We start from the raw sequence: 19149 nt of genomic DNA, 5'->3' as shown, positions 1-19149 counted from the left end.
TTAGAAGCTGTGTTGTATTAAAGTGTTGGAGGTCAGATTGGTAGGAGTAATGTCCGACACGCTGTACATCAATAAAAAAATAGGCATTATATATTTAGAAAGAGGTGGATAGCTTCTTGCTTTGTTGCAAGTGCTGACATAATATTAATACATAGGTTTTGGTTCAGTCTATCATAAAGGAGCAGGTTGCTTATAATGAATTTTTTCAGAGAACTTTCTCAAGTTGCGGGGTTCCGCAGAATTCTTGCATTATTGTTTGTGGTATTGGTATTATATTTTTCCCGCAGCATGCTCGACATGATTCTGATTACGTTTATCCTGACTTATTTGATTAATCGTCTACATAACTCCATTAGTCGAAATGTACAAAAAGTTATACGCATTAATCGAAGAATCACGATAATTTTTATTTATGTTCTGATTATCTCGTTACTTGTGCTGGCAATTTATAATTATTTACCGATCTTTATTGCCGAACTTAATGATTTGGTGAATCAAGTTTTGTCATTTTATGATCATCCTCCCGAGAACCTTCCGGATAATATTCTACTTAACTTCCTAGTTGACTCAATGAAAGAAATTGATTTGTCAGCTTATATTGGCAGTGGCTTTGATTTCCTACTTAAGACTGTTTCTGATATAGGCAAGTGGAGCTTGAACTTGTTTGTTTCAATTGTACTGAGTTTGTTCTTCTTGCTTGAGAAAGAAAAGGTGACCAATTTCACCGCTAAATTCAAACAAAGCCGGGTAGCATTCCTGTTTAATGAATTAGAGTATTTCGGTAAAAAATTTGTGCTCTCTTTTGGTAAAGTTATTGAAGTGCAGTTTTTAATCGCATTGGTTAACGCTATATTATCCACGATCTTTTTGTGGATTTTCGGATTTCCGAATCTAATTGCTCTTGGAATCATGATCTTCTTACTCGGTCTCATTCCAGTAATGGGTGTTATCATTTCATTAATTCCGTTATGTGCTATTGCATTCAAAATAGGCGGATTATTAAAAATCGTTTATGTACTAGTGATGATCGCTGTTATACATGCTATTGAAACATATTTCTTGAATCCGAAATTCATGTCCAATAAGACGCATATGCCTATATTCTACACTTTTCTTATTTTGTTAGTCTCGGAGCATTTCTTCGGAGTATGGGGATTGATCGTAGGTGTCCCTGTATTTATGTTCTTACTCGACATTCTTGAAGTACCTGTTGGGTTACACCCACCTATTCCGTTACCGAGCCCTCCAACTCAGGTAACCAAGAAAGATTAAGTGAAAACTAAAATGGCAGGCCAAGGATTATCCTCTTGGTCTGCCATTTTTAATAAATTGGTTCTCTATTCGGACACATTCCATTGAATAGTATTGTTTTTATATTCAGAAACAGGATGTCCTGGAGGAGCACTTTTCCACGTACGATTGATTACAGTTTTTAATCTCGTAGGAAGGTCTGCTTTGATCTTTTCAGCTTGCTCTTTGGTGAGTTTTCCTTCTGCAACTACTTTATCAATATGCTGGAACGCCTTAACTGTCAGCTGCTGTAAATATTCTTTCTCGCTCCAGCCCTTCTTCGCATGTACGATTTGCAACAAGGTTTTCCCTTGTTCTAATTGTGCAAGCAGTAATTTGGGCTCGGTTCCAATTAAGCTTGCTGTATCTGTGATAATCGGACCGCCTTTGAGATGACCCTTGTGATGGTGCCGCTGTCCAGGCTCGCGATGTTCCGCGCGTGGTATTCCAGCCTGATTTGGATCCTGCTGGGGTTCCGCGTAGATGTTGCTTGTAGCTGTGATGCCTCCTGTAGCTAAGATGGATGCTACGAGAGTGCTTTTGATAATGAGACGCTTAAGCTTTTTCATTAGACATTTGTCACCCCTTCGTTTAAAATTATTGGGTCTTACTGTCATATAGTTTTGACAAGTAGACACCTATAATAAACAGGGTGACTAAAAATGATCCAATATATCCGCAAATTGGGTAATTAATAAAGATAACTGATCGACTGAACCAAATAAAGTGTTCTTGTCATTCCTATATCAAGTCTATATGGGATGCGGTTAGTATAAACTTTAGTACAACCTATAACAGTATATGGAGTTAGAGAAAGAGGGATTAGAAGTGACATTTGGCGCGAGAATGCTCAAAACAGGATTAGCGGTAACTCTTGCACTTTATGTAGTGCTTTGGTTTAATTTGCCTTCGCCCGTTATAGCGGCGGTTGCAGCCATATTTGCCATGCAGCCATCTATTTATCGGTCATGGCGCTATTTGATGGATCAGCTTCAGACGATTACGTTTGGTGCGATACTGGCGGTGTTAGGTGGGATGTTATTGTCCAATGAACCTATTGCTGTCGGGCTAGTATGTATTCTTGTCATCATGATTTGTCTTAAATTCAAAATGGGAGATACGATCGGGATTACGCTTGTAACCGTGGTTGCGGTAATGGAAGCTAGTGGTCAATGGGAATTTGCACTTAATCGCTTTGTGCTCAGCTTGATTGGTATCTTATCTGCGTTTATTATCAACATTATCGTATATCCACCGAAACCCAAGGTGCAGTATGATCAGCAAATCCGCCAAACATTTGAACAATTGTCATTGCTGCTACGCACAGCTGTTTCAGATGAGATTAAAGCAACGGTCTATCGAAGTGAAAAGCGTTCATTAGAAGAAACGATTGATTCGCTAAGTGACAAATATAAGCTTATGGATGAGGATTCGAAAAAATTAAAAACGGCTAAAGCTAGGTTCAGCGAAGGCCGTCAGCTTGTGGTTTACAAACAGATGCTTAAAGTTCTGCGCAAGGGATATGAGGTACTAGATGCAGTGGAGGAACATTATTTTCAAGCCGTTCGATCACCTGAGCTTAATGATGAGTTCGATATGCATTTGGAGAAAATGATCAAGTTTCATGAGCATATTATGTTGAAGTTTAACGATAAGCTGAAGCCGAACTTTTTGGAAGGTATGCAATTTGAGCAGGAGAATGACGAATTTATGCGAAGAATGCTGGATCGTTTTGCTGAACAGCGAGAAGGTGTATTACGTCTGTCGATTGTTTCTGCTGAAATGTATGAATATGGGCATCAGTTGGAAAGGCTAAACCGGCTGGCAGATCATTCTCCCGTTGCACATGGAGAGAAATAAGTTTATTACTTCAATCTAAAAAGTCCCGCCAGTCGGCGGGACTTTCATTATAAATAAAGGATAAAGCTAAGATTGTAATCCTTACGTAAAATTGTTATGATAATGACTGGACCTTAAAGGTTTATTCATAAATACACATCCTATAAAATTATATCATATTTAAATAATTTGGTCAACAATATATTTTTAGAAATCAAGAGGGGCGATTACAATTGAGTAGTTCGGATAATGCTTGGCAAGAAGAACAGCTACGAGTAGAGTATGTGGGCGACCAAATTGAATCGAGAATTACTAGTTTGGAGCAAGAAGTTGGCGTCGTTCGGGACGATGTAGTTAAGATGCGTAAGGACTACTGGGATGAGGTAACAGTTAACTTTGGTGAAGAGGATGATGTAGGGGAAACCTCGACCAGCTTACGGCAACAGTCGCAGGTGCTCTCAGAACGTGAGCGCAGTCATTTGCATACTTCGGCAGCACTAGGAAAGTTGAAACGGCTACGGCAATCACCGTATTTCGGGAGAATTGATTTTGCCGAAGAGGGTCAAGAAGCAGAATGTATTTATCTCGGGATTGCCTCGCTGATGGAAGAGGGAGATGAAACGTTTCTTGTGTATGACTGGCGTGCGCCGATTTCAAATCTGTATTACGATAGCGTCCCAGGACCAACATCTTACTCAACACCTTCGGGAACTATTCAAGGAAATTTGACGCTTAAGCGTCAGTTTGTTATACAGGGTCGAAAAATTAAGGTAATGTTTGATACCGGAGTAACGATAGGTGATGAATTATTACAGCAAGTGCTTAGTCGTAGCTCAGATGCTCAAATGCGGAGTATCGTGGCAACCATTCAACGCGAGCAAAATCGAATTATTCGCGACGATCGAAGTCGAATGCTGATTGTTCAGGGCGCGGCTGGCAGTGGCAAGACCTCTGCTGCATTGCAACGTGTGGCTTATTTACTCTATAAACATAGAGAGCATTTAAGGGCCGATCAAATGATCCTATTTTCACCTAATCCCATGTTCAATAGCTATGTGTCTACCGTTCTCCCCGAACTTGGGGAAGAGAACATGCGACAAACGACATTTCAAGAATACCTTGAACATCGGCTTGGCAGAGAATTTCAGCTTGAGGATCCTTTTCTCCAAATTGAATATGTACTATCTGGAGAAGAGGATGAGCACTATGCTTCACGTATTAACGGCATTCGTTATAAGTCGTCATCCATTTATTTAGATGCAATTAATCGTTATAAGGAACTGCTGGAGAAGGAAGGAATGCAGTTCAAGCCACTTAGGTTCCAAGGAAAAGAGTTCGTGAGTGCAGAGCGGATCAAAGATAAATTTTACTCGTTTGATTCAGCTATTCGGCTAGCTAATCGCTGTGAATTACTTAAGGATTGGCTATTGAAGGAGCTGGCAACCTTTGCGGTGGGAGAGTTGGAACTTCCTTGGGTCGAGGAGCAGATTCAATTACTCGATATCGATGATTTTCAGAAGGCCTATCAACGTTTGCGGCGCAAGCAACAACAAGGTAAAGCGGATTCCTTTGGAGAATACGAACAGGAGCGGGATATCCTCGCAAAAATGATTGTTAGCGATCGCCTGAAGCCGCTTCGAAAATGGGTGAAAGGTTTACGGTTTGTTGATGTGACTAATCTGTATGCTCAAATGTTCCGTAATCCCGATTTGATGTCAGAAATCAGCCCGGTAGGGTTACCGGAAGATTGGCAAGAAATCAGTCTGCAAACCCTGCAGAAGCTTGGCGAAGGTGAACTTTTTTATGAAGACGCCACACCATTCCTCTATCTGAAGGAGCTAATTCTAGGTTTCCGCTCAAATACGGATATAAGGCATGTCATTATTGATGAGGCACAGGACTATTCTCCATTCCAGCTTTTCTTCCTAAAAAGATTGTTTCCTCGTGCTCGAATGACAGCGCTAGGAGATCTTAACCAGGCGATTTATGCGCATGCTTCGGTGCTACAGCAATCAACAGTGCTGAGTGATCTTTATGGTGAAGATGAGAGTGAATTAATTACCCTCCATCAAAGTTATCGATCTACCCGTGAAATCGTTGAACTCACTAAGGGGATGATTCATGGTGGTGAGTCCATCATCCCGTTTAACCGAGCTGGTGAGAAGCCGGAAATACGGATTGTATCGGATAATGAGGCCCTGAATGCTCGTATTCAAGATGATATAGAATCACTTCGTGCCGAAGGATATGAGACTATAGCAGTCATCTGTAAGACGGCTGCTGAAAGCTTAGGGGCTTTTGAAATTCTGTCCCCTGAACTACCTGTCAAGTTGATCAAAAAGACAACTCTTTCGTTTGAAAAGGGAATCCACATCATCCCTGCGTATTTGGCAAAGGGTGTGGAATTTGACGCAGTGCTTATTTATGACGGTTCTAATCTGAAATATACCCGGGAAGCTGAGAGAAAGCTATTCTATACTGCTTGTACAAGAGCTATGCATCTGTTGCACATTTATTCAATTGGTGAGCCTAGTCGATTCATTCTGGAAGCAGATCCTTTGACTTACGTCCGTTGTTAATTCGCGGAGATAATTAAAGGCAGAATATTTTATTACATTTCAACCACACTAACGGTATCTCATGTTTACACGTTGGGAAAGGTGGCTGACGATGGATAATAAGAAAGGCGGCTTGTTTGCACTTGCATCCATTCCGCTTATTATGACTTTGGGTAATTCGATGTTGATTCCGATCCTACCGCAAATTGCTCGTGAACTGCATATCTCTTCTTTTCAGGTCAGTATGCTTATTACGGTGTATGCCGTTGTAGCTATTCTGCTGATACCGATTGCAGGTTATCTTTCGGACAAATATGGTCGCAGAGTCATCATTATCCCGAGTCTGATTATTGCAGGCATTGGTGGGGGCGTCTCGGGAGCGGCCTCGTGGATTGGGGACGGAATGACGGTATACTGGATCATCTTGGCAGGGCGATTTCTGCAGGGAATTGGAGCGGCTGGAGCTTTTCCCATTGTGATACCGCTCGTTGGGGATATGTTCGATGATGACGATGAAGTTAGTCAAGGCCTCGGTCTCATTGAGACATCGAATACATTTGGTAAGGTACTTAGCCCGATTCTGGGGGCACTTTTAGGTGCATGGATTTGGTACATCCCGTTTCTTGCTATTCCGGTACTTTGTTTAATTTCTTTATTGCTGGTTCTTTTCTTAGTGAAGGAACCGAAGGAAAAGGGGAAAGTAAAATCGCTCAAGGAATTCATGAATTCGGTGAAAGGTGTCTTTAAGGAGAAAGGACGTTGGTTATACGCTATATTTGCTATAGGGTGTATCTGCATGTTTTTACTTTTTGGTGTGCTGTTTTATTTATCAGAGCAGCTAGAAATGAAGCATGGTTTGAAGGGGGTTGTAAAAGGGTTGGTATTGGCCATACCGCTGGCCGCCCTGTGCCTATCCTCTTATATCACAGGTAAAAAGATGGGTAAGAACAAGAATTTGATGAAATGGTGTGGAGTGGTTGGATTAGTAATGTCTACCGCAGCTTTATTCGGGATTGGTTTCTTTAACAATATTTATTTCGTTATTGCTTGTCTTGTGGTGTGTGGAGCAGGCATCGGTATTGTTCTTCCAAGTTCAGATGCTCTAATTACCGAAGGTATTGACAAAGAACTTCGAGGTACCATCACTTCAATATATAGCAGCATGCGGTTTATTGGTGTTTCGTTAGGGCCACCAGTCATTTCTCTCCTGATCCCTGCAGGTCATATGACATTGTTCTTTGTGTTTGCAGGTGTCTCTCTAATTGCGGTAATATTGTTGCTACTAATGGTTAAACCTGAGTCAGGAAAAGGTAAAGATGGAGGTGTAGTCGCTAAAACACCAAAACCTATACATCAAACTTGATTATTTAAAAACACAATATTGTCAAAATGTGGTCTAGTTTCGCAGCTATTGCTTCTAGTATATAACCTCTTCAACACTTATAATCAAGGCAAATTGTATTTTTATGAGTGGTGAGGAGGAGAATTGTGAAGAGTAGTAAAAAAAGTAGTAAATGGTCGTTTTTCTTATTAGGGGGAGTAGTCGTATTACTGGTTGCCGTCCTGTTAGTCATTAAATTGACCTATGACAAAGGAGAAGGCGAAATTCTTACCCCTGCCAGCGTGCAAGAGCAGGTGTTGAAAGGATTTGAGACTTCAAATCAACCTTATATTGGAGATCCAAAGGCTCCTGTGGTAATCGTAGAGTTTGCTGACTACAAATGTCCGTCTTGCAAACACTGGACGGAGGACGTTTTCTCTCAGTTAAAGAAAGCCTATCTAGATACAGGTAAAGCAGTATTTTATTTTGTGGATCTTCCTTTCCTAGCCCCGGATTCCACAGTTGCGGCACTTGCTGGTGAGTCGCTATACCAACAGAATGTAGATTATTTCTGGACATATTATAAACTAATGATGGAGCAACAGGGCAATAAGAATGACACATGGGCTACTAAGGAATTTATAATGGATTTGGTGAAGCAGAATATCCCGGGTGTTGACTTGAAGCAGTTTGAGCAAGATTTGGATAGCCAGAAATATATCGGCAATATCAACGCTGATATCAAAATTGCGGATGATTCACAGGTTGGAGGGACACCAACGATATTTGTAAATGGGAACCCGGTGGAAGATGACAGTTTTGAAGGAATCAAGGCAGTTATTGAGAAACAATAATCATTGGGGGCATGTCCGTAACTGGACATGCTGTTCTTTTTATACTTGTAATTTGATATGATAGACGTTGAAACACCTCGAATACAAAAATAGTGATAATACATATAGGAGGGGTAAAATATGAATGCAAAACAAGTGGCGGGATACCGTGCTGCTGAGTTTGTTAAAGACGGGATGACAATTGGTCTCGGAACAGGATCTACAGCTTATTATGCGATCGAAAAGATTGGGGAAATGGTGAGTGGGGGTCTTCAAGTCCGTGCTATTGCTACTTCAAGTGCTTCGGAAGAGCTAGCTAAGAAATATAATATACCGCTTATAAGCGCCTCGGAAGTCGATCATTTGGATTTGGCAATTGATGGGGCAGATGAAGTTAACCCACAAATGGAACTGATCAAAGGCGGTGGTGGAGCTTTGCTTCGTGAGAAGCTGGTAGCCATGCATAGTGACAAATTTATTGTCATTGCGGATAGTAGTAAGGTGGTTGCTTCTCTAGGACAATTCAAATTACCGATTGAAATTGTCCCCTTCACCTATGAATGGACGTTAAAGCTACTGAGAAACCGATATGATGTTCCTTTTGAAATGCGGAAAAATGGCGACGATCTATATGTAACGGATAACGGGAATTACATTGTAGACGCTGCTTTTGGCGTGATCGAATCCCCGGCGACACTCGCTGAGGAACTCAAGGCGATAACGGGTGTTGTTGAGCATGGTTTATTCGTGGGAATTACGGATACGGTTATTATCGGTTTTGAAGACGGACGTACAGAGATTAATGAAAAATAATAAGCTCTTGAACAGTATAGTGAGGGGATCTCATTATACTGTTTTTTTTATATGTAATTACCATAAAGCACACTGGAATTATGAGAAAAGTAGGTATTATACTATGGGTTCACAAAAAAATCAATAGTTCATCCAACTTTATGTTGAGTTTTGGACGAGAATATAGTAATTTTAAATTGTTGGAATAATAATACAGAAGGGAGGAGAAACGATGGATAAAATGTGTATGCAAATGATGATGACCATGACTATGGACGAAATGATGTGTAAAATGAACAGTATGAAGATGATGATGGAATGCTGTTCTGAAATGAGCATGATGGACATGGAAATGGACATGGACATGATGATGGACAAAATGCAAGACTGCGATGAAATGATGACTATGATGATGAAGATGATGCGCGAAATGAAACAAACTTCCGTGTAATAACACATGTTAATTTGTCATAAATTTATATATTCATAGAATCTACTATGTTTCATGGCAATCCGTTAAATTGCTAGAAACGATTTCATCGGGCAGAGCAGTCAACTGCATGCCTTTTTCTATTCCTCAAACCATAAATCCTCTGTCTGAAAATAATCACTTTTGATTTGACGAGATATAGAGATCCTCTCCAACTTCAATCCCCACATTTGTTCTACTAATTGCTGTTTATAAACATTATCTTGTGTTTCGCGTATGGAATTAAACAACTCTACCAATGAAGTATTGATTTGATCAAATCGTCTCCAGAGCAGTTCATTTGCGTCGGACGTTTCCTGAAATGTCTTCGGCGTATTTAGCTTGCTCAGAGTCGCTACAATTTCCGCTTGCCATGATGTATCGCCTATTTGTTTGGCGTAATTTAATAAATCTAAATAATCATTAATTTGCTCAGTATTACTATGGAGTGTTTGATTCATGGTATCATCACCTTTACGCTATTATCACTGTATACCGATTATTATAGTCGGATTTAAATAAAATGCAAGAGTTAATTACATAATAGGTGGAGTTTAAAGCTCATTTATGATAAAGTGTCATGCGAACGTATTGAGTTTAAGAAATACCTGATATAGGAAGGAGGGATACATTGCTAACTCTAGTTACTTCGAAGATTGGTGAATTGCCTGTTAGGGAGCTCTTGGAATCTGCTGTTTTCTCTGATCCGGAAGCTTTGGAGCAAGCATTAAAACTATATGGTTCGAACGAAGATTATGAATTGTATGCGTTTGTTGACGAGGATGAGTATGTGGGCCTCATTGGTGGCTGCATGAATAGTGCACGTGAGCTGGAAATTATTCATCTTGCTGTTCGGCCAGAAGATCGGTTGAAAGGTTATGGTCGTGGCCTGATCTTAGAGATTATATTAGAAAAGAAACCTTCGGCAGTCTTTACGGTTACCGATGAAGAGGGAGCCGAGTTCTTCCGTAATGTGGGATTTCAGGTTATGAGTTCAACCCTTACTGACAGCGGCTTAGAACAGTTCCGTTGTCTCTATGAGGTTGATGAAGAGAATGAAGATTAATTACAGACCAGAGTGAGAGGGATAGCTAATTAACTCTCGTGCAGTATCATTTAAACGATGCGGCGAAGAATAAAATAGACCGTCAATCTCCGTTAAGGGAATTGACGGTCTATTTTTATAAGGACGAACGTTTAAAGAAGCTACGTAAGGCCCATTTCCGTTCGTGGCGTTTCTTATATTTCGGGAGAGTTCGGTAGATGGCAATGGATTCATCCAGTGCGCGTTTTGCTTCGACCTTTTGGTCAAGTGATTGATACAGCACACCAAGCAAATAAAAGGCTTCACTAGATGAGGATTGAATTTCGCCGAATTTGGCTGCATACTGCAACGCCTTCTGGGGATCGACAGTACGGTAAGCCGAAGCAAGATGTAAATAAGGCTCACCATATTTAACCCTCTCATTCAACTGGAGTGCATGAAGAATATGTGTCTCGCCTTCTTCGATGCGTCCCAAACCGAGGGATGCCGTTCCAAGATCATTCCAATATTCCGCCGACGATTCGGAGGACGCTTGCACCGCTTGTAAAAGATCATACGCTTCTGCAAATTTACGCCGTTCGAGCAGAAGTCTGGCGAGTTCGCGTTTGGAGGAGACGTCAAACTGATTTAGGGTTATTTGTTGGCGTAGTCGTGATATGTTTCGGGAACGACGGAATGGCTTGGAAATGCTGGGTAGTAAGCCAATAAAACGCCGATCAATAAAATACACAATTACGAGTACAATAACCAGTGCAAGCAAGGGGCTACCTGTTAGCCAGGATAAAAAAACTAGAACCATGAACTTACTCATTTTATCCTCCACTTTTCATTATTATTTATCATTATAGCACAGCCTAAATTAGGGGGATATATTCATGATTTCTTTCGTAGCGGAATGGGATCTGTGATATATTCGAATGATATTTATACAAAGGGAGAGATTACTAGTGAACGAATCAAACCGCTTGCATCGACAAATTGAATTTATAAGAGAAATTGACAAACTTAAGCATGTGTTGCGGCAATCCCTGTTAATGGATGCTTCTAGGCAAGAGAATGATGCGGAGCATACATGGCATATAGCCATGATGGGGATGATTATGTTGGAGCATGCAGTGGAGCCTGGACTAGACTTAAAGGTAGTATTAAAAATGTTGCTCATTCATGACATTGTTGAAATTGACGCAGGTGATACATTCGCATATGACGAATCCGGGCACGTCGATAAGTTTCAGCGTGAGCAGTTAGCGGCAAATCGAATATTCGGCTTACTCCCCGATGACCAAAGGGATGAATTGATTTCACTTTGGCTTGAATTTGAAGCCGGGGATACGATGGAATCTCGTTATGCTGCTTCGATCGATCGTCTACAACCTTTGTTACATAATTACTATACTTCTGGTGCCGCATGGCAAAGACATGGTGTTAGGAGTTCTCAAGTACTTGCGCGTATTACTAAAATGGCTATCTCTGTTCCGGCGCTCTATGATTATGCTGTCTGGCTTGTTGGAGATGCTGTTGCGAAAGGATATTTAGCAGAGTAAATGGATGGCTGAAGGGTGGGTTTTTATTATACGAGCAAATGAGATAAGGGAAGGGAATGAAGAGGAAATGTATAAACTGGTGCTGGTAAGACACGGAGAAAGTGAATGGAACAAATTGAATCTGTTTACAGGCTGGACGGATGTAGACTTGTCCGATAAAGGGGTCGCAGAAGCCACGGCAGCAGGGAAATTACTCAAAGATGAAAATTTAGTATTTGATGTTGCGTATACATCTTACTTAAAACGTGCTATCAAAACATTACATTTCATTCTCGAACCTATGAATTTGTTATGGATACCAACTCATAAAACCTGGCAGCTCAATGAACGCCATTATGGTGCTTTACAGGGACTTAGCAAGCTGAAGACTGCCCAAAAGTACGGAGAAGAACAAGTCATGCTCTGGCGGCGAAGTTATGATATCCAACCTCCGGCACTTACCAAGGACGACGATCGGTTTCCTCGTCATGAAGATAAATACCGAGATGTGCCCGATCAGTTGATTCCACTTGCCGAGAGCCTTAAGGATACGGTTGTTAGGGTGGAGGATTATTGGGAGAAGGAGATTGCACCCCAGATAAAGCAGGGCAAACATGTCATTATTGCAGCGCATGGTAACAGTTTGCGTGCGTTGATTAAGTATCTGGATAATTTAAGTAATGAAGAGATTACCGATCTTAATATTCCAACTGGAATTCCATTAGTATATACGTTAGATGAACAACTACGACCACTCGAAAAGTATTATCTTGGTAGTGATCAACATATTCAACATAAATTAGAGCAAGTAGCCCATCCAGATAATATATTAGAATAGTATAAAAATAGGGCGAGATGTACAAACCCTAATTCTCGTATCTTCATTTAATATAATGGAGGTGATGAGATGAATAGTGACGCTTTTATCGCCAAAATAGCACCGGCTGCAGTGAGGGATTGGCATGATAGTGGTGTTTCGGCCGCTTTAACTATTGCTCAGGGCGCTCTGGAATCAAACTGGGGTGCTAGCGGCCTTACCGTGCAAGCTAACAATCTGTTCGGAATTAAAGGCAGTGGTTCTGCTGGTAGTGTGATCATGTCTACGACCGAATATCGTGGGGGGAAACCCTATAAGGTTAATGCCGCTTTCCGCAAGTATAACTCTTGGGATGAGTCAGTGGCAGATCATACTCGGTTGTTAAAGAATAAGAGATATACTAATGTCCTTCGTAAAGGTGGCAAAGAAGCAGCAAAGGCAGTTGCAGCCGCTGGGTATGCTACGGACCCATATTATGCGAATAAGCTGATCGCCATGATGGATAAGTATAACCTTTATTCGTATGATGTGAAGGAGGGGGATGAGCCTATGACGGCGGAGGAGAAGAAGCAGTTTCAAGCTTTGCAGGATATGGTGACAAAACAAGCAGATCGTATCACCCAGTTAGAGAATAGAGATAATATGAGTACTCCAGAGTGGGCTACTGAGGCAATTGCGGCCGCTGTTAAATTCGATATCAAGAATCCGCTTATTAACACGCCCGCGAAGGGAAGTGTTCATTTTTACCGTTTGATTACAGTGTTATATCGTTTGGGACTATTTAATAAACCTAAAGTTGGATGATAGTTCTGGGATCGGTTAATAATATACTGTTAACACTTTTTTATTATATTTTAATATAGCGGTAATCTTATTTTAATATTATGAACCTATTATAGAGGTACCCCCCTTTTTGAATATATTATTTGCAAATACCCTTTCTGTAATAGATAGGGTATTTTTTATTGTTTCAGTGAGTATACTAATTTTGGATATTCCTAGTTAGATTTGTCTTTAGATTTCTTCTTCATTAGACCGTAGTACTCATTCAGTACAGCGTCTAACATTTGACTAGCAACTACGATCTCGGGATCTGTTAAGTTATTGTTAGTGTTCAAATTATTTAATTGTTGGCGTAACTGCTCTATTTGTAGGAGTAGTTGCTTAAGATCTTCCATTCCTGTTACCTCCTTGTGGGTTATCTATATCCTTCCCGCAAAGAGTGAATTTATGACAAAAGCACTTGGGAATACTTTTCCACAAGTGCTTTTGTCAATAAGAAAAGCGGTAAATTCCCTTTTATCTAAAAGAAGAAGGGAAGTAAGAATAAATCTCTAATTCCGAAAAATGGAATGCGGCGATGGAAGAATCTGCGTCTAGGGAAAAACCCTGGATGGAAACCAAACTGTCTATAAGTAGATTCCTCAGCGGGCATTCCTGTCAAACGATCTACCATTTCATCGGTTGGAATGGCAAGGGTCACATAATCCTGATCTACGTGAGCAATAAATCCATCATGTGACTTGCCATCGGTTGTTTGAATGCCTACATATTTGTTCATGCAACTCCAACTGACTTGTTGATAATAATTTGCGTCCATGGATAACCTCCTAGGTGAATGTAACTTAATTGCAGTTTATGGTTTTTAACCCATAGTGCTCACGGCAATAGCCCATTTCAAGTAAAAAAATCTAAGAGTGGACGTGTTAAAGCACTTGTGAAGAGATCTTCACAAGTGCTTTTGTCAGATGGTGATGATATTGAGAATTAAATCAAAGCTATTGCAAGTAAGGTGAACAGACTTAACGTCAAAATATCATTGGCGCCACCAAATGGGAAGAAAGCTGAAGTTTGCACGTCGCCTCTTGGACCCGTTCTTAAATAAACATTATTTCGGTCTACTTTTGTGATAACTCCTTCATGTTGCTCACCATGTATCGTCAAAATACGTACCCTTCTATTCATACAACGTAAGCAATTATAATAGGCTTCCACTAAGACATTCCTCCTTTTACTTATTAATTTATGGAGAAACGGACTAGGGGTAACGGCTATGTACCTAAGAGAGTTTAAAATATAAATTTGATTACAAAAAGTGAAGGAATTCCAACGTGTAACGAAAATCACTAATGTTTGATTTACTAAGGGCGGGGTAATGTCTGTTTATGAAGTTTACGGAACAGATAAATGCACGTTATGGTTTCACTATCCATACTCTATTAAATGAGTAATCATTTCTATAAAATGCGGGTAATCAATCCGTGGCGAACCGATGGAGGTGTATTGATGCTTAAAAAGGGTTATGTCAGTTCTATTAATACAGCTCTGCATAAAGTAAAGATCACGTTTCCAAATGATCATTCCGTTTCGATGGAACTTCCCTTTGCTTCACATTTGTCGCCCAATGTAAACGACCACGTCGTCGTCGCCTTTTCATCTTCAAATATGACAGAAGGCATGGTGATCGCTTCAGAAACGGAAACAGGCATGCGTATAAACCAAGGGTTATCTATATTTCCAGAGTGGTCTGACCAGGCTTATTCACCCTATAACTTTGCTGTCATTACAGGTGTTCGGGGTGGAGTGGCGTTTTCAGAGATGTGGATCTTAGTGAATGCTCGGTATGATTACACAACCAAAAAATTTAAGCGAATTAATGTTGATAATTTTAGTTTTGGATGGCAATACCAGGCAGGTGGTACGTATCCGGGGGAAGAGTCTATTGGTGATACTGTCAATCAGGGAATGAACCTGTGGAAGGCCAACGGTAAGAAAGCTTACGGTCCAAATGATCCTGCTAGAGAGAAAACGGGTGAGGATATAGGAGCGCTCCAACCAGACGGTTCATGGCGTGAGTTCGGTATCATGCTTGGTTGGAATAACCATTTCATGTGCGATGCTTATGGTGGTATGACGATAGGTGGATCTGGATTTGAGATTGATGGAAGTGGTACATCACCGTTTAAAAGGGTTTCTTTCGGGAAGTTTTCCGGTGGTAGCAAGGATGCAACTAAGAAATATACAGACTATGGATATGCTTACAATGGTACGATGTGGAATGCGCAACACGGCATGTGGAACATGGATGAACGAGGTTATAACTCATTTTATTGGGGGATGATCAGTCCGCTAGATTGGTACGACGGGGGTTATTTCAATCCAAATTCTGGACGAGCAAAACTCGAAGGACCTGGAACCGCGTGGGTATGGCGTAAACTGAATAAAAACACGGATCCGAAAGTCGAGAATTGGGCTGATATTGCGGCGATATCCGATGATGGCCATATGACTCTCATGGGTAAGACAGTGCCGGCCATGCTCGAAGTGAAGGCCGATGTAGTTAATGTAACTGATTTTAATATGGCATACCCTGATAGTACTTGGAATAAAACCAATACAGTCATTATTGCGGTTAAAGGTGTTCTCAAAAACGGTAGTCTCAAACAGATTGGTGGATTTACAGCCACCTTCACGGACTACGGAGCGTATGGTTACCTTGGCAACGATGGATTTGTCTCTGCTAAAATAATGATTTCGAAGGTTTAAATATGGTATACAACCAAAAGAGGGGAAGAAGCGTAGTTGCTCCTCCCCTGTAAAAATGTAATTAGCGTTGTAGCTACAAATATCCACTAATAGCCGATGTTCTGAGAAGCCTACCTTTACGGCTAACGTTTCACTAAGCGGATTCGGTCGGATCGTAGAAAAGTCAAAGGCGAAGTAGAGACATAGGTGTAGCAAAAGAAGAAAAAAATGAACACCCTAAGGTGTTCATTGAGAGTAATTATTTTTCAGTTGCTGTATTGCCCATTGCAATAGAAATTCTATTCCAACTGTTGATTTGATTGATAATCAGAACAAGGTCAACATATTGTTTCTCGTCATATTGTTCACGTACTCGTTTATATAGGTCATCAGGAACTCTTTTTGTAGGGATTAAAGTAATATGCTCAGATAGTTCGAGAGCAACCTTCTCTTCAGGTGTATAAAAAGTACATTCATTCCAAACATTTAAACAATAAATTCGTTGTTCCGTTTCACCCATTTTACGAGCTTCGGATGTATGCATATCTATACAGAAGGCACAACCGTTAATCTGAGAGACTCTAATTTTGATAAGTTCTCTTGTAGTTCGATTAATTGTAGACTTTTTGGTGTACATCTCCATGTCCATCATAATTTTCATTGCATCAGGTGCAACTTCATAGTAGGGAACTCTTTGACTCATTTGGCAAAACTCCTTGATGTTTTATTTATCAATATTATGCCACTATTATACCATTATTATTCAGATTATACGAACATTTGTGCTACGTTTTCGTTTGACATTCAAATCATTTTTGGAATGTCCTAGTAGAATCATTATGATCATATTCTTTTCGATAGGAAATCAAGAACTACTTGATTAAATTCACGCGGCGCCTCGATAAACGGGAGATGGCCGCAGTCTTGCATGATTATTTTAGATGATAATACTATACTTTTATGTAAGGTTTCCGCAGTTTCTTTGTTAAATGAATGATCTTGATCAGATATTATAATAAGGGTCGGTTTATTAATCTCGTGTAATCTATTAAAAGCATATGGTTTAACAGCAACTGAGAGACTCGGAGAGAATCTGCAAAAATTGTTAGGGTTCTCAATATTATTGATCAATTTTGTTCGAGCTTCTTCTTTTTTTATGGAAGGAATGAAGTACTGCCAGAAACGATTCGTTATGAATGACTCAATGGCTTTCTTACGTCCTTTCAAACGAAGATTGATATAATTTTTTGTTCCTTGCCACATCATATTCATAGGGTAAGGATTGCCGTTTATGGAGGGTGAAACCAAAATAAGAGCTTTGACTAGATGAGGATAAGTAAGAGTAAAGTCGATAGCAATGCCGCCACCCATGGAGGAACCTACTAAAGTAACGTTATGAATTTTCAAGGTATCAATCAGTGCTTTTAAATCATCTATATTGGAGAAGGAGGATTTTGGTGTACTGGAAAGGCCATATCCCCTTAAATCATATCGAATTAATTTATAATGTGTGGAAAATGAGTCAACTTGTTCATTCCAAATTTGATGATCATTAAAATTTCCATGTATCAGAACAACAGGATCGCCATTCCCTGAAACTTCGTAAAAAAGCAGTCCATCATCTAATTTTAAATTGCCTTCTAACATAACATGGGCCTCCCACACTTACTTAATCATAAGAAATCGGCGTTGTTAAGGTTATCTTCTATAATGGACCTTAGTATTTCGGAAACAGAATAATCCCCTCTGTGACAGTAGCGATCTATTTCTTCCCAGCATTCCTGCGGTAAAGTTAATGAAATTTTTCGAGTTGTTCCTATTGGTTTGCGACCTGCCCCTTTTCGCTTACCTCCTCTATTACCAGCTGAGCAATCCGTATTTTCTTTACTTATTAATTTCCTCATCTCATCACCCTACTCATGATTCCATAATAATTTCTCACAGTCAATTTATGCTACCTTAATCAAATGTCTAAATAGGAATTAGCTCATTCTTTACTACAAACAGGAACTAGCGAAAGTTTGAACATAATTAAGGGTATGATTAAACTAACGAGAAACGATAGTGGAATCATTGAAGCGGCAGACCAGGATTTTATTCTTGGTCTGCCGCTTTGTCATTAAATAGTTCAGTTAATAGGGCTTTTACTTTTTTTTCATTGTATACAGTATTGGGGTTTAACCAATATCCTAAGTGGTCTTTTTTCGTTAGAATGTTTGGGAATGTTTTTTTTTCACCAAAGTAAGTCATAAATCAAAAATGTGAAACCTGAAAATGAAAATAAAAACATAAAAATAGTAGCAACTTTACTCTCACCAACTTTCAATTCGACAAGTAATCGTATTCTTCCTGCAAATATTATGAGGAAGGAGCGCTAGTGGCCCCTAGTGGTCTTTGTTAAAGAAAAAAGTCCATACTACCAATCCAGCTGTGGGATATTTTTGTTCAATTCCTCTTTTTTTCTGCGCATTATGAGCGTGTTATTTCTATAATATAGGAGCCGCATCCGCGACTCCCTTATTTCATTTTGCTTGTTTACCTCTTTGGAGCTCATTTAACAATCTATCAAGTTTTTGGCTAAGAATTACTAACTCTTGGTCAGCTAGGCGTCCATACACAGCGAGTTTATTTAACTCCAAGCGGAGTTCTTCAATTTTGTTGTAAAGTTCACACAAATCGAACAGCCCCTAATATTTATATATCTATATTAGACGTTCGCTGTGCACCACGACCGTAAAGCGGAAACCCAGCATTGTCCCGTCCGCACCGGAATCAAATGTGGTATTATGAATTTCGGCAAATTAAGACAAATATCCTCCTTATAAGATAAAATATGTAAAACGATGTTGTGATTAGTAATTAGCGGTTTATTCCACTGTTCTGGATTGTAACGGAACCAGTAGACGTTATTTCGTCATTATTCATGCATTGGGGCATCAATTGGAAGGAATAAGGTCATTCAATCGGTTAGATTTTTTTCGGCGCTCAAAACTCAAAATATGGGCTACTAGTTCCCTTAGATTGATGACTGAATAATTAGGCGGCATCAAAAAACGCAGACCCTTAAGGACTGCGTTTTTTTTGTTAGAGCAGTATTATACAAAATGATTACAGGCATACGGAAACGATGACAAATG

Annotated in this window: 21 protein-coding genes; 12 read left to right on the top strand and 9 right to left on the bottom strand. The window is 40.0% G+C overall.

Annotated features, from left to right (window positions below; genetic code table 11):
- Nucleotides 1–195: 195 nt before the first annotated feature.
- Complete coding sequence (locus tag EJP82_RS09725) at nucleotides 196–1272, top strand: AI-2E family transporter (RefSeq protein ID WP_127191857.1); 1077 nt, start codon at nucleotides 196–198, stop codon at nucleotides 1270–1272.
- Between the two features lie 65 nt (nucleotides 1273–1337).
- Here the strand turns inward: EJP82_RS09725 and EJP82_RS09720 are convergent, their stop codons facing one another.
- The gene (locus tag EJP82_RS09720) at nucleotides 1338–1859 is read right to left on the bottom strand and encodes a hypothetical protein (protein ID WP_127191856.1); all 522 of its coding nucleotides are present in this window, start codon (nucleotides 1857–1859) and stop codon (nucleotides 1338–1340) included.
- Nucleotides 1860–2118: 259 nt separating this feature from the next.
- Between EJP82_RS09720 and EJP82_RS09715 the strand changes: the two genes are divergently transcribed.
- From EJP82_RS09715 to EJP82_RS09690, 6 genes are all read left to right on the top strand, one after another.
- Nucleotides 2119–3150: an FUSC family protein gene (locus EJP82_RS09715; RefSeq protein WP_127191855.1), complete on the top strand. Its 1032-nt coding sequence runs from the start codon at nucleotides 2119–2121 to the stop codon at nucleotides 3148–3150.
- Nucleotides 3151–3362: 212 nt separating this feature from the next.
- Nucleotides 3363–5708, top strand: coding sequence for an RNA polymerase recycling motor HelD (gene helD / locus EJP82_RS09710; protein ID WP_127191854.1), 2346 nt, complete (start codon nucleotides 3363–3365; stop codon nucleotides 5706–5708).
- A 91-nt stretch (nucleotides 5709–5799) separates the two neighbouring features.
- Entirely contained in the window at nucleotides 5800–7050 is a 1251-nt protein-coding gene (bcbE, locus tag EJP82_RS09705; RefSeq protein ID WP_127191853.1) for a bacillibactin exporter BcbE, read from the top strand.
- Between the two features lie 125 nt (nucleotides 7051–7175).
- Entirely contained in the window at nucleotides 7176–7862 is a 687-nt protein-coding gene (locus EJP82_RS09700) for a DsbA family protein (RefSeq protein ID WP_170220166.1), read from the top strand.
- A 120-nt stretch (nucleotides 7863–7982) separates the two neighbouring features.
- Nucleotides 7983–8654, top strand: a complete 672-nt coding sequence (gene rpiA, locus EJP82_RS09695; RefSeq protein ID WP_127191851.1) for a ribose-5-phosphate isomerase RpiA — start codon at nucleotides 7983–7985, stop codon at nucleotides 8652–8654.
- Nucleotides 8655–8865: 211 nt separating this feature from the next.
- Nucleotides 8866–9084 (top strand): hypothetical protein, encoded by a 219-nt coding sequence (locus EJP82_RS09690; protein WP_127191850.1) that lies wholly within the window; start codon nucleotides 8866–8868, stop codon nucleotides 9082–9084.
- Between the two features lie 119 nt (nucleotides 9085–9203).
- On the opposite strand, the gene EJP82_RS09685 is transcribed toward EJP82_RS09690, so the two are convergent.
- Nucleotides 9204–9563 (bottom strand): hypothetical protein, encoded by a 360-nt coding sequence (locus tag EJP82_RS09685; protein WP_127191849.1) that lies wholly within the window; start codon nucleotides 9561–9563, stop codon nucleotides 9204–9206.
- Nucleotides 9564–9733: 170 nt separating this feature from the next.
- Here EJP82_RS09685 and EJP82_RS09680 point away from each other — a divergent pair, with 170 nt between their 5' ends.
- Nucleotides 9734–10168: a GNAT family N-acetyltransferase gene (locus EJP82_RS09680; protein WP_127191848.1), complete on the top strand. Its 435-nt coding sequence runs from the start codon at nucleotides 9734–9736 to the stop codon at nucleotides 10166–10168.
- 115 nt (nucleotides 10169–10283) lie between these two features.
- Here EJP82_RS09680 and EJP82_RS09675 read toward each other — a convergent pair whose 3' ends face one another.
- A complete protein-coding gene (locus EJP82_RS09675; RefSeq protein WP_127191847.1) occupies nucleotides 10284–10958 on the bottom strand; it encodes a hypothetical protein in 675 nt (224 codons plus the stop codon).
- A 136-nt stretch (nucleotides 10959–11094) separates the two neighbouring features.
- Between EJP82_RS09675 and EJP82_RS09670 the strand changes: the two genes are divergently transcribed.
- The 3 genes from EJP82_RS09670 to EJP82_RS09660 all read left to right on the top strand — a co-directional run bounded on the left by EJP82_RS09670 (nucleotide 11095) and on the right by EJP82_RS09660 (nucleotide 13291).
- On the top strand, nucleotides 11095–11691 hold the full coding sequence (locus tag EJP82_RS09670; RefSeq protein WP_246054027.1) for an HD domain-containing protein: 597 nt from the start codon (nucleotides 11095–11097) through the stop codon (nucleotides 11689–11691).
- Nucleotides 11692–11758: 67 nt separating this feature from the next.
- Nucleotides 11759–12508: a 2,3-diphosphoglycerate-dependent phosphoglycerate mutase gene (gpmA, locus tag EJP82_RS09665; RefSeq protein ID WP_127191942.1), complete on the top strand. Its 750-nt coding sequence runs from the start codon at nucleotides 11759–11761 to the stop codon at nucleotides 12506–12508.
- Between the two features lie 69 nt (nucleotides 12509–12577).
- A complete protein-coding gene (locus EJP82_RS09660) occupies nucleotides 12578–13291 on the top strand; it encodes a glycoside hydrolase family 73 protein (protein WP_127191845.1) in 714 nt (237 codons plus the stop codon).
- 194 nt (nucleotides 13292–13485) lie between these two features.
- On the opposite strand, the gene EJP82_RS09655 is transcribed toward EJP82_RS09660, so the two are convergent.
- The 3 genes from EJP82_RS09655 to EJP82_RS09645 form a co-directional block, all read right to left on the bottom strand.
- Nucleotides 13486–13665, bottom strand: a complete 180-nt coding sequence (locus tag EJP82_RS09655; protein WP_127191844.1) for an aspartyl-phosphate phosphatase Spo0E family protein — start codon at nucleotides 13663–13665, stop codon at nucleotides 13486–13488.
- A 125-nt stretch (nucleotides 13666–13790) separates the two neighbouring features.
- Nucleotides 13791–14087: a phosphatidylinositol kinase gene (locus tag EJP82_RS09650; protein ID WP_127191843.1), complete on the bottom strand. Its 297-nt coding sequence runs from the start codon at nucleotides 14085–14087 to the stop codon at nucleotides 13791–13793.
- A gap of 167 nt (nucleotides 14088–14254) precedes the next feature.
- Nucleotides 14255–14482 (bottom strand): hypothetical protein, encoded by a 228-nt coding sequence (locus EJP82_RS09645; RefSeq protein ID WP_127191842.1) that lies wholly within the window; start codon nucleotides 14480–14482, stop codon nucleotides 14255–14257.
- A gap of 291 nt (nucleotides 14483–14773) precedes the next feature.
- On the opposite strand from EJP82_RS09645, the gene EJP82_RS09640 reads away from it, so the two are divergent.
- Complete coding sequence (locus EJP82_RS09640; protein ID WP_246054026.1) at nucleotides 14774–16033, top strand: hypothetical protein; 1260 nt, start codon at nucleotides 14774–14776, stop codon at nucleotides 16031–16033.
- Between the two features lie 238 nt (nucleotides 16034–16271).
- On the opposite strand, the gene EJP82_RS09635 is transcribed toward EJP82_RS09640, so the two are convergent.
- The 3 genes from EJP82_RS09635 to EJP82_RS28630 form a co-directional block, all read right to left on the bottom strand.
- Complete coding sequence (locus tag EJP82_RS09635; protein WP_127191841.1) at nucleotides 16272–16715, bottom strand: carboxymuconolactone decarboxylase family protein; 444 nt, start codon at nucleotides 16713–16715, stop codon at nucleotides 16272–16274.
- Between the two features lie 140 nt (nucleotides 16716–16855).
- The gene (locus EJP82_RS09630; RefSeq protein WP_127191840.1) at nucleotides 16856–17659 is read right to left on the bottom strand and encodes an alpha/beta fold hydrolase; all 804 of its coding nucleotides are present in this window, start codon (nucleotides 17657–17659) and stop codon (nucleotides 16856–16858) included.
- Nucleotides 17660–18534: 875 nt separating this feature from the next.
- Nucleotides 18535–18687: an aspartyl-phosphate phosphatase Spo0E family protein gene (locus tag EJP82_RS28630; RefSeq protein ID WP_127191838.1), complete on the bottom strand. Its 153-nt coding sequence runs from the start codon at nucleotides 18685–18687 to the stop codon at nucleotides 18535–18537.
- Between the last annotated feature and the right edge of the window lie 462 nt (nucleotides 18688–19149).

The organism is Paenibacillus anaericanus (assembly GCF_003994475.1).
Lineage (GTDB): Bacteria > Bacillota > Bacilli > Paenibacillales > Paenibacillaceae > Fontibacillus > Fontibacillus anaericanus.
This window is presented reverse-complemented; position numbering and strand designations above follow the sequence as displayed.